Raw genomic sequence first — 12062 nt, forward strand, 5'->3', positions numbered from 1 at the left:
GTACCGACCCCATTCGGTTGGCAGAAAAAGAAAATGAAAAGGAACAGAGAATGATAGTCAGAACCTTAGACGAATGTCGTGATAGTGAACGTCGTATCGCGACGGATAATTGGGAAAGCGTGCGTATGTTGCTCAAAGACGACAACATGGGCTTTTCTTTCCACATCACGACGATTTACGAAGACAGCGAAACGCACATCCACTACAAAAATCATCTAGAGTCTGTCTACTGCATGAGCGGTAAAGGTGAAATTGAAGTCGTCGGTGGTAAGACATACCACATTGAGCCGGGTACATTGTACATCCTCGATAAGCACGATGAGCATTACCTGCGCGCCTACAAAGGGGCCGACATGGTGATGGCCTGTGTCTTCAACCCGCCACTGACAGGCGCAGAAGTGCACGATGAAAAAGGGGTCTATCCCATCGCAGATTAGGGGCAATGAGCAGGAACAACGCACCTAATCCTAACCATTAAATCGAACGAAAGGCGATATTATGACTTATACCGTAGAGAAAATCGGCGGTACCTCAATGACGGCATTTGATGCCGTGCTAGAAAACATTATCCTGCGTCCCAACCGGGACAACCTCTATAATCGAGTGTTTGTGGTGTCCGCGTATGGCGGCATCACGGATGCGCTGCTGGAGTGTAAAAAGACCAGCAAACCTGGGGTGTATCAGCTGATCGCGAAACGCGATGACAGCTGGAGCGATGCACTGGCAGAGGTTGAGCAGCGCATGCTGCTGACCAACGAGCATATGTTTGCCGACCCAATGAACCGAATGCGCGCGGACAAGTTCATCCGCTCGCGTATTTCTGAGGCGCGCAACTGCATCTCAAATATTCTGGAAACGTGCCAATACGGCCAGTTCACTTTGCGCCACTACTTGCCTCAAGTACGTGAATTTTTGGCGTCAATAGGTGAAGCGCACAGTGCATTTAACACGGCGTTAAAACTGAAAAATATGGGCATTGAAGCGCGTTTTGTTGACCTCTCAGGCTGGAGCTCTGACAAAGTCGAGAGCTTGGATGAGAATATCCTCAACGCCTTTAAAGAGATTGATGTCAGCCAAGAGCTCCCCATCGTAACGGGTTATGCGTCATGTAAAGACGGCCTGATGTCGACCTTTGATCGTGGCTACAGCGAGATGACGTTTAGCCGCATCGCCACACTGACCAATGCGGATCTCGCCATTATCCACAAAGAGTATCACCTTAGCTCGGCGGACCCTCGCGTCGTTGGTCCTGAGAAAGTGTTGCCCATTGGGCACACTAACTATGACGTGGCGGATCAGTTGGCAAGTCTCGGGATGGAAGCCATTCACCCGAACGCTGCGGCAGGGCTGCGTGAAAGTGGTATCGAGCTGCAAATAAAGAACACGTTTGAGCCCGAGCATCGTGGCACTCTGATTTCTAACCAGTTCCAGCCAACGGCGGACAAAGTGGAAATTATCGCCGGTAAGCAGAAGGTCTTTGCGCTGCATCTCTTTGACCAATCCATGGTCGGCGAAGCGGACAACTTCAGCTACGAGCTGATGGAGATCATTTCGGATGCCCATGTCAGCTTGATTGGTAAAGAGATGAACGCCAACTCTATTACCTATTATTTGGGCGGCAACAGCGACAGCCTGAACAAGGTGTTGTACAAAGCGGAAAAACGCTATCCGAATTCAGAAATCAAAGGCCGCATGGTGGCGCTGATTTCGGTGATTGGTTCGCAAATCGATACCAACAAAGCGTTAGCGAAAGGGGTGAGCGCCCTCATGAACGCTGACATTACGCCTTATGCTTTGCACTCATCGATGCGCAACGTAAACGTGCAGTTTGTCGTCAGTGACAAGGAGTACAAAGCGGCGATTTGTGCCTTGCACGAAGAGTTTTTCGACAACCAGCTACAAGGTATGGCTCCCCGCGACACGAAAGTGGCGTAATCTAAGTCTCACCTTCCCCTATCGAGCAGGCATCGCCTGCTCTTTTTGTATCTTAACCCTCTCTTAACCCCACCTTGTTTACTCTTACCGTTATCAGATGGGAGAGATGTAAGCATGACCTTTCGAGCAACCTTAATCAGCCTTGTCGTGGTGAGCCTTCTGGGCTGCAGCTCAGGCAATCGCACCGATTACGTAGACCAAGCGCAAATCAGCAATGAGCTGGCCATTGAACAGCTAGTCAGCAAGTTGGTGGATGAACAGTCACCAAGTGATGAGCCTTTGCAGGCGATCACCGATTTGGTGAACATTCCAGCGCTAGCGCCCTATTTAGCGGCGGCGATGGAGAATAATCCCAGCCTTCAACAAAGTATTGTCGCCCTGAAAATGGCGTATGCGCAGCACGGTATCACCGCGGCGGACCAATGGCCGACACTGAGTGCTGGGTTGTCTGGTGAGCAAACAGAAGGCAGTGATGAGAGCTACACGGGTGAGCTTAATGTCAGTTGGGAGCTGGATATCTGGCGTCAATTGGCGGATAGCAGCGCCGCCGCGCAGAAAGACATCGCCGCCACACAGGCGAGCTTGCAGGCGGCAAAAGATCTGCTTGCGGCCAACGTGATGCGGGGCTGGCTTGAAATCAGCGTCAATAAACAACTGTTGGATATAGAGCAGCGACGCTTGGACATTCTCGAAAACAACGAAGTGCTGGTGCTAGAGCGCTACAAAGTTGGGCTAGGCAGTCTAGAAGAGCTCGACAGTGCAAAAACCAACTCCTCTTCCACGCGCGCGACCGTGGCGGAATATCGAGAGAACCTGGCCCAAAGTCAGCGCAACTTAGCACTGCTCACTGGGCTGCGTGCCCCTCAATTGAGCGGGGACGAAGTGCCGGCGGTATTTGCGACGGTGCTCAATCCGCTCGACAGTCTGGGTGTACAAAACATGGCTGGTCGACCTGATTTACAGCAAGCCTTTTACAACATTGAAGCGGAAGCACTGCGCACCGATGCCGCTTACAAAGCGATGTTGCCCTCATTTAGTCTTTCAGCCAGTTTGACCGACCTAGCGCAAACCCCGAGTGAGGCGCTACTCACCAACCCTGTGTGGAGCGTGTTGGGGCAGATTTCAGCGCCGCTTTTTCAAGGTGGTAAGTTGAAGTCTCAAGCGGAGTTGGCCGAGCTGACCACCGAGCAAACCTACTGGGTTTACCAACAGACACTCCTTGATGCCGTAAGTGAAGTAGAAACCGCTGTCGGCCAAGAACATGCTTTGGAGAAGCAGCAGCAACATCTCGAGAGCGCGTTACAGAGCGCGCGCCGCAGCGTTGAAAGTTATGAACAAAAGTATCGAGAGGGGCTGGTGGATATTTTTGACCTTCTCACTGTTCAGCAGCAAGCCTACGACATCGAAGCGCAACTCACGAGCGCCACTTACCAGCGATTGTTAAACCGAATTGATTTGGGCCTCGCGCTAGGCCTAGGAGTATCTTGATGAAAAAAAATGCACTGACCCTAGCCGTGACGTTGGTTGCCGCGGGTTCGATTTTTGCCGCTGTTGCCTACAATGGAAGCCAACTGGCGCCGCCCAAAGGCCCTGGAGAGAACCCCGCGCAGGAAGCGCAAAGGGTACAACCAGAGCAAAGCGCATCGGCCAGTCGCGTGCTGTCACAAGTTGCGGTACAGACCACTCAAGCCCACCGCTATCAGGCGCAAATCACCAGCTATGCAGAGGCGCAGCCGAGATACAACCTCAGTTTCACCAGTGAGGTCAATGGCCGCGTGGTGAGCTTGGCTGATGATTTTGAAACGGGGAAAGTGGTGAAAAAAGGTCAGGTCCTTGCCACGCTGGATAATACGCAATACCAGCAAGCGGTCGCGAGCGCAGAAGCGGACGTCGCGGCGGCAAAGCTTGCCTACCTAGAAGAGCAGCGTGAAGGTGAACAAGCCAAGTCAGAGTGGCAACGTTCTGGATTATCCGGTGAACCAAGTTCCACCTTGGTGCTACGTGAACCCCAACTCGAGAGTGCTAAAGCGGCATTGGATAACGCAGAAAAAGCCCTCACGGCTGCGAAAAAAGATCTCGAGGACACCCGCATTCGAGCCCCATTTGATGCGCTGATTGTGGCCCGCTCTATTCAGCCGGGCAGCTATGTCTCGACTGGCGATAGCATTGCGACGCTCTACAGCGTGGATCGTGTTGAAGTCGAGTTAGCCTTGTCGGAGCAACAGTGGTTGACCTTACAAGCAGACCGCCAGAGTGATGTCACACAGTGGCACGTTACGTTGACGGACAGTCAAAGCCAACACCAATGGCAAGCGCGCGTGGATCGCGCTAACCAACATATCACAGAGACCACGCGCCAGCGTTCAGTGATTGCGGTCGTGGAACGTCCTCTTGAGCAGGCGTCTCCTCTGTACCCGGGTACATTTGTCAAAGCTACTTTAACTGGGCCTGAGGTCGATAACCTTTGGCAAATTCCTGCATCTGCGTATTCGCAGCAAGGGGAAGTCTGGATGGTCAACCAACAAGGCAGCTTGGTCAAAGCCGCCGCAACTAAGCGATTTGAGCGCAACAATTTCGTCTATATTGATCCGCTGAGCGAAGAAGCGGCTCAAGTGGTGATGCGTCCGTTGAGCAGTTTTCAAGTCGGCATGAAAGTGTTGGCCAATGAGGAGGGCAAATCATGAGTCAGTCGAATCACTCTACGGGTGTGATTGCGTGGTTTGCTCGCAACCCAGTGGCGGCAAACTTATTGATGATGGGTGTCATCATCGTGGGATTGTTTTCCGTCAGTTCGTTGCGTAAAGAGGCATTCCCTACTCTTGAACCTGATGTGGTCAGTGTTGCTGTCAGCTATGACAGTGGCGATCCGGTTCAGGCGGAAGAAGGGATCGCGATAAAAATTGAAGAAGCGCTGGAAACCGTGCCGGGCATCAAACGCATTACCTCTACGTCGGATTCGACTGGCAGCTATGTGTCGATTGAAAAAGAGAGCAGTTACGATCTGGATACCTTGCTGACGGATGTCAAAAACGAAGTGGATGCCATCAACAACTGGCCAGCGGAAGCGGACAATCCGGTCATCGAAAAAGCACGTCGTCAGGATCATGCTATTTGGGTGCAACTGTATGGCGATGCGGACCGATCGACATTGCAGACCTTGGCTCAAGATCTGAAATCCGATTTGTTGAGTGAGAGTGCGATCAGCGATCTCTCTATCAATGCAGAGCTAGAGCGGATGATTTCGGTGGAGGTGGATGAGCAGGCTTTGCAGGCCTATGGCTTATCACTTACGGATGTCTCGGATGCCATCAACGCAGAAAGCGCGACGGCCATTTCGACCAGCCTGCGCAACAGCGAAAAAACCGTGCGCCTCAAAGCGTCAGAGCAAGCGTATCAAGTGGAAGATTTTCGCCAAATTCCCATCATTACAACTCAGTCAGGCGCACAGATTCTACTTGGTGATATTGCCACGGTCAGCGACACGTTCGAAGAAGATAGCTACTCGTTGTCCCGTTATAACCAGCAAAATGCCATCGGCATCCAGATTTTGATGGATGACAGCAGTGATGTGGTCAACATTGTTGAGCAGGCCAAACAGGTGGTTGAGCAGTGGCGAGCAAGTAACGTATTGCCTGACAATGTCGACATGGAAACTTGGTATGACAAAAGTACCATGATCAAAGAGCGTCTATCACTGCTTGCCACCAACGCGCTCACCGGTATTGCGATGGTGTTTATTGTGTTGGCGCTGTTTCTTAACCTGCGCGTGGCATTTTGGGTCGCAGCTTGTTTGCCCTTTGTCTTCTTTGGCACCTTGTTTTTTATGACCGACTCCTTCGTTGGGCTGACCATCAACGAGATGACCACCTTTGGTTTCATCATGGCGCTCGGCATCGTTGTGGATGATGCGGTGGTCGTGGGCGAGAGCATTTACGCGACCCGCCGAGCTGAGGGGGACACCATAGAGAGCACCATTAAAGGCACGCTCAAAGTGGCGGCGCCGACCGTCTTTGGGGTTTTGACCACCGTGGCTGCCTTTTTGTCGATTGCCGCCATTGATGGCAACATGGGCAAAATTTATGCGCAATTTGCCATCGTGGTGACCATCTGTTTATTGCTCTCATTGGTGGAGTCTAAGTTCATTCTACCGGCGCACCTAGCGCATATTGACACTCACCGGAAAGACAACAAAGGGATTTGGAACCGCATTCAGAGCGGCGCGGAGAAAGGGTTAAACGGCTTCAACCAACGTGTGTATAAGCCGCTGATTAAAATCGCACTGCAATTTCGCTATGCCGTCGTACTCAGCTTTTTGGCGTTATTCATTTTAGTGATTGGTATGCCGCTCACCGGCGCCGTGCGCGTTGCGTTTTTTCCAGACATCGCTGGCGACACCGTCTCGGCTCAAATGTCGATGTACAACGATGTCAGTTTTGGTCAAACCGAAACCAATTTACTGACCCTCGAGCGCCATGCGCTTACGGTGGATGCCCAATTGCGGGGCGAGAGCGACACGTCGGCGATTGCCAGTCTACAGGTGTCGGCCACGGCCGACCGCTCAGGCTCTATCCAAGTGGAACTAGCGCCAGAGGCGCCGTATAACATTGATGAGTTTGCTGATGCATGGCTGGCGATGTCGGGTAACATGGAAGGGGTTAAAAAGCTCAGCATTCGCTCTCACCAGGAGATGGTGGACAACTTTAAAGTCGAACTCAAAGCGAGTAGCGACGAGATTGTGACTGATGCCGGGAACCGAATGAAAGCTGCACTTCAATCGATTGACGGGGTGAGTGGTATTGATGACAACCTCGATTTAGGTGAGCCGCAGTATCGATTCGAACTGACAGAGCAAGGCCGTGCAATGGGCATGGATACCGCCAGCCTGTCTCAGCAAGTCTTACAATCGTTTGGTGGCGACATTGTACAGCGTTTTCAGCGGGGCAAAGACGAAGTCAAAGTCCGGGTCCGTTACCCCGAGGGTGAGCGTCAAACGCTAGCGGACATCGCGCAATCAAGCGTGCGAACCAGCGATGGTACTGTGGTGCCCTTGTCGGCGGTGGCGAAGGTGTACTCGGATTATCAGCCGTCAGAGATCACCCGTATCGACAACTTACGTGCGGTGTATGTCAGTGCCTCGGTGGACAAAGATATCCTCGCCTCGAATGAGTTAGTCGCACAACTTGAAAACACCTTGGTGAAGACACTGAAAGCGGATTATCCGACGCTGAAAATCGATTTTACCGGTGAAGCTGAGCAGCAAAAGGAGTCCACCGACTCAATGGAGTCCACGTTCGTGTTGGCTCTGATCATCATTTTTGCGCTGCTTGCGATTCCACTCAAGTCGTACGTTCAGCCCTTGATCATCATGGTCGCTATTCCGTTTGGGATTGTTGGCGCTATCTTGGGTCACTGGTGGAACGATTTGACCATCAGCATCTTGTCACTGAATGGGGTGTTGGCACTGAGTGGCGTCGTGGTTAACGACAGCTTGCTCCTCGTTTCTCGTTACAATGAGCTGGTCAAAGAGGCCAAACTGTCGGTATCAGAAGCGATTGAACAGGCATGTTCAGGTCGACTGAGAGCGGTGCTGCTCACATCCGTGACCACGTTTGCCGGTCTTGCGCCGCTGTTGAGTGAGACATCGATGCAAGCGCAATTTTTGATCCCTGCTGCCGCAGCGCTGGGTTACGGCATCTTGTTTGCTACTTTGATCACTTTGATCTTAACGCCATCGCTGTTGATGATTGATCAGGATGTCAGAGCGCTCTTGTTGGCACTCAAGCAGCGCATCAGTGGAGCGGGACGTCGAGTTACTCAACAAGTGAACTAGGCTATGATTGTCTAAGCCCTTATTATGTAAAGAATGAACATCGATGGTGGGTGTGGAGGAGAGCATGAAAAGCGACCATTTACAGTGTTTACTGGTGGAAGACGATCTCGATTTGGCCACTGCGGTTATCGACTACCTCGCGCTAGAGGGCATTGAGTGTGACCACGCGGCGAATGGTGTGGCGGGGCTCAGCCTGATACAAAATCAGCGCTACGATGTGGTGATCCTCGATTTAAATTTGCCCAAAATGGATGGCCTAGAAGTGTGCGCGAAACTGCGCGCCAGTGGCCTTGATGTGCCGGTTCTCATGCTGACGGCACGAGACACCTTGGACGACAAACTGGGGGGCTTTTCCGCAGGGGCGGACGACTACCTCATTAAACCGTTTGCGATGGAGGAGTTGATCGTTCGCGCGCAAGTGCTTTCGCGTCGGCGCAGTGGGCAAGTGACGCTACTGAGTGCGGAAGGAGTCGAACTCGATCTCACCACACAAACCGCGACCTGCGATGGGCAGGAGATGAAACTGACACCGATAGGCTACAAACTGCTGGAAACGTTACTGCGCGCCAGTCCAAACAGTGTCTCGAGAGACAAACTGGTGCAGAGCGTCTGGGGGGATGAACAGCCCGACAGCAACAGCTTGAAAGTGCACATGTACCACCTTCGCAAGGCGGTGGATGGCCAAAGTGGAATCAAACGGATACAGACTCTTGTGGGGCGAGGCTTTGCGCTTAAACGTGAGGAGCGAGTATGCGATTAAGGCGCAGTCTACGGCTCTATTTTGTGTTGGCGATGGTGGCGATGGGCAGTAGCGCGATTGTCGGGATGTCAGGCGTTGCGGTGAGCTACTTTTTCTCAGGGATGGATGAGGCCATGCGCGGCTTTGTCCATTCTCAAGCGTTTCATCTCGACGTTGCGCCGGGTCAGGTCACACAGCAAGATGACCTCTTGGTTGCGAAGCGATGGCAAGACTTACCCACCCGTATCACGCAGCATTTTGATCAAGAGGATTTGGCCGATGGCCGCCTACTCAAACACATCGAAGGCATTCCCTTACTCAGTCCGCCGAAGAAAGGCTACTTTGTCATGCAGCTTGAGCACGATGGCGAGCGCCGTTTTGCCGCTATAGAGATAGGCGAGCGTGATCGCACCACGCCGATGAGCCGTGATGAGCTGCCGCCATTTTTCTATATCGTTTTTACCGCGGTTGGTGCGATAGCGCTTTTTTCCGTGGTGTTGCTGATGATTATTCGTAATGTGTCGGCACCTGTTGAACAGTTGGGCGCATGGGCGAAATCGCTGGATGAAGATAAGCTGGATGCGGCGATACCCAATTTTCACTACCGAGAGCTTAATACGCTCGCCGAGATGATTCAGTCGAGCTTGCGCTCGGTACAAGCCAGTGTCGAGCGTGAAAAGCGTTTTCTTGGCTATGCCAGCCATGAGCTACGCACGCCGATTGCGGTTACGCGAACCAATACCGAGCTGCTGGGCAAAATGATCGAGCGTCAGGTTGAGCCCGCCAAGCAGCGTGAAGTATTGGCGCGCATTGAGCGTGCTTCGCTGACCATGACCGATCTCACCGAAACCCTACTGTGGCTCAATCGTCGTGAGGAGAAAGCCTTACCGAGCACCTCGTTCGCCATCGGCCAGTTAGTGATGCAGATCCGTCAGGAGCTCAACTATTTACTGCATGGCAAAGCGGTCACCGTTGCTGAGTCGACCGACGATACTCAGATGACACTGCCCAGTGGCCTGACGCGTATCGTCATCACGAACTTAGTGCGTAATGCCTTCCAACACACGCAGAAAGGCCAAGTGGTCATCTCGCAAACGGGTGACACATTGGTGATTGAAAACCACAATGACACTGACCAGGAGAAAGACAGCGATCTAGGCTTTGGGCTAGGACTGGAACTCACCGATAGGCTGGTTAAGCAGCAAGGTTGGTCTTATTGCAATACCGTCACCGCGAACGGGCGAGTGGTGACGGTACGATTTGGTGGCTAACGCATCGCATACATCTCTTCGTGATAGTGATGCGCGGTATCGAAACGATGGCGTTTAAGATCATTTTTAAGCTGAGCAGACATCGACTCTGGCCCGCAGAAATAGACATCGTAGTGGTCTAAATGCACAAAGCGCTGCGCCAAGCCTTCGATGGTGAGGCGCGGTTGGTATCGCGTATCGACAATCTCCAACGTCACCCCACTGCGTGTCGCAAGTTGATGCAATTCTTGGAGAATGGCCGTATCCACTCCGCGACAACTGAAGAAAAAGAAGACCGGATAGCGTGGTGGCTGCTCGGCATAACCGTGTAAAGCCGCCACAAAGGGTGCCACGCCGACACCGCCAGCGATCCAAATTTGTGGGCTAGATTGATGGAGTGAAAAATGCCCATACGGCCCTTCGACGCGAACCGAATCTCCTAGGTTAACCCGCTGATTTAGCCCAGTAGTGAAATCGCCTAACTCTTTGATAAGAAATCGCACTTTATCCCCTTTGCAGCCAGACACTAGCGTAAACGGATGGGGATCTTCATGGCCAAATTGAAGATAAGCGTACTGTCCACAGCGATGACCGGGCCAAGAGGTGGGCATATGCAGTTCAAGATCTAAAATGCGGCTCAGAGGGTGATATTGAACGCGGCTAATCCGCGCATCATATTGATGGTAACGTCCGATCAACCCCAGCAAACAGTATAACGCTGCCAAGACGCCAATCACGATGAATGCCATGGTGAGAAAGTAAATTGGCGTGCCCCAATAGCTGTGTTTGAGCAGCAGGGCAGAGTGTGCGGCGACCATCAAATAGGCCACAGCCATCAATTTATGTGAGACGCGAAATGGGCGATAGCGGAGGGCGGTCCAGAGCGAGAGCGCAATCAAGGCAATCAACAGATAAAATCCCCACTCACCTAAAGCGAGACCGGTTGAACGAAGTTCAAGAATCCAGCTTGAGAGTAGGTCGTTACCAAGGTGCGCAGGCCCACGGCCAGAAAAGCGTTGCGGCGCAGTGAGAATCCCTGCACTGACCAATTGAATAGGAAGGTGATAGAAGAGCCAATGGATGATAGCCAGTACGCCACCCGCGATCCCCGTCCACTTGTGAAGTCGGTAAGATTTGTCTAACCCTTGCGTGACCTGTTCAACCCAATCTAGGCGCAGTGCCAATACCATGGTGAGAGACATCAACATGATAGCGACAATGCCTGAGTACTGAATCAGTGCCGAGCGCCATTGAAATATAAGCGATGAACCCAATAGTGACGGCTCAGCGAATAGCCATAGCCCCGTCACGAGAGCAGTCATCATTGCGATGCCGACGAGAACCCGTTTCATGACACATCCTCCCTCTATTTGGCTAATTAAAGCGTAGCAAATCGGGTGTCAAGTAAGGTCAAGTCGTGTAAATGTGGGTAAAGGAGAAGAGTAAACGTCATACTGCGCGACGCTTACTCTATCAACGCCGAGGTTAGCTGAGAAGGGTGGCCTTGATCACCTTAAACACCCCTGCCTCTTTATTGCTCGGCGCAAGAAAACGGGCGACCTCTTTCACTTTCGGATGCGCGTTATCCATGGCGTAGGAGTGGTAGCTCACTTTGAGCATTTCTAGGTCATTGAGGTAGTCGCCAAAGCTCATCGTCTGTTCGAAAGAGAAACCGAGTGTTGATTGTAGATGTTCAATCGCCGCCCCCTTAGAGGCACGCTTGTTCATGATGTCGAGCCAGATTTTTGCGCTCACTACCACTTGGTGAGAGTCGCCAAATTGCGAGGATACGCTTGGGTAAACCAGCGCCTCGCTACCACCGAAATGCAAAATGGCGACCTTGATAAAGTCATCGTCAACGTCGAGAAGATCCTCGACGTACTGACAGCGATGATAATACTTTTTGAACTCGTTGAGCGCTTCTTCTGCTTGGGTTTCGATGTATGCCGATTGAGTACCACACAGCACGATGTAGGCGCCGTCTATGCGTCTCGCCTCTCGAATAATATCGGCAATATCTTGCTTGTCGATTTCACAGCGGTAGAGCTCTTGACCTTGATGCATCACCAGCGTGCCGTTTTCGGCAATGAACATCATGCGATCTTTTATTGGGGAGAAGGTTTCCATCAGGCTGTAGTACTGTCTGCCTGAGGCCGCCGCGAAAATGATCTCTTTCGCTTCGAGTTGTGGATAGAGTTCGAAAAATTCCGGATTCAGCTGGCTGTTTTCATCGAGCAGCGTACCGTCCATGTCGGCAGCAATGAATTTGATCGGGTGTTGGGGCATAAGGTTAATCATTGACGAAGTG

Annotated in this window: 9 protein-coding genes; 7 read left to right on the forward strand and 2 right to left on the reverse strand. The window is 52.1% G+C overall.

Annotated features, from left to right (window positions below):
- Positions 1–50: 50 nt before the first annotated feature.
- The 7 genes from AC6R0R_RS01700 to AC6R0R_RS01730 all read left to right on the forward strand — a co-directional run bounded on the left by AC6R0R_RS01700 (position 51) and on the right by AC6R0R_RS01730 (position 9775).
- A complete protein-coding gene (locus tag AC6R0R_RS01700; RefSeq protein ID WP_334553271.1) occupies positions 51–437 on the forward strand; it encodes an ectoine synthase in 387 nt (128 codons plus the stop codon).
- Between the two features lie 61 nt (positions 438–498).
- Entirely contained in the window at positions 499–1935 is a 1437-nt protein-coding gene (locus AC6R0R_RS01705; protein WP_334553273.1) for an aspartate kinase, read from the forward strand.
- A gap of 114 nt (positions 1936–2049) precedes the next feature.
- Positions 2050–3423 (forward strand): TolC family protein, encoded by a 1374-nt coding sequence (locus tag AC6R0R_RS01710; RefSeq protein ID WP_500625470.1) that lies wholly within the window; start codon positions 2050–2052, stop codon positions 3421–3423.
- Entirely contained in the window at positions 3423–4619 is a 1197-nt protein-coding gene (locus AC6R0R_RS01715; RefSeq protein WP_500625471.1) for an efflux RND transporter periplasmic adaptor subunit, read from the forward strand. Before AC6R0R_RS01710 ends, AC6R0R_RS01715 begins: the two co-directional genes overlap by 1 nt.
- Complete coding sequence (locus AC6R0R_RS01720; protein WP_500625472.1) at positions 4616–7765, forward strand: efflux RND transporter permease subunit; 3150 nt, start codon at positions 4616–4618, stop codon at positions 7763–7765. The genes AC6R0R_RS01715 and AC6R0R_RS01720 overlap by 4 nt, the downstream gene beginning before the upstream one ends.
- A 64-nt stretch (positions 7766–7829) precedes the next feature.
- Positions 7830–8525: a response regulator transcription factor gene (locus tag AC6R0R_RS01725; RefSeq protein ID WP_500625473.1), complete on the forward strand. Its 696-nt coding sequence runs from the start codon at positions 7830–7832 to the stop codon at positions 8523–8525.
- Positions 8516–9775, forward strand: coding sequence for a sensor histidine kinase (locus AC6R0R_RS01730; protein WP_500625474.1), 1260 nt, complete (start codon positions 8516–8518; stop codon positions 9773–9775). The genes AC6R0R_RS01725 and AC6R0R_RS01730 overlap by 10 nt, the downstream gene beginning before the upstream one ends.
- On the opposite strand, the gene AC6R0R_RS01735 is transcribed toward AC6R0R_RS01730, so the two are convergent.
- On the reverse strand, positions 9772–11106 hold the full coding sequence (locus tag AC6R0R_RS01735) for a ferredoxin reductase family protein (protein WP_500625475.1): 1335 nt from the start codon (positions 11104–11106) through the stop codon (positions 9772–9774). The two genes, AC6R0R_RS01730 and AC6R0R_RS01735, sit on opposite strands and share 4 nt — an antisense overlap.
- Positions 11107–11239: 133 nt before the next feature.
- Positions 11240–12040 carry a Cof-type HAD-IIB family hydrolase gene (locus AC6R0R_RS01740; protein WP_500625476.1) on the reverse strand — a complete coding sequence of 267 codons (801 nt, stop codon included), beginning with the start codon at positions 12038–12040 and terminating at the stop codon, positions 11240–11242.
- Between the last annotated feature and the right edge of the window lie 22 nt (positions 12041–12062).

The organism is Vibrio sp. R12-SW3-ISO1, assembly GCF_059834005.1.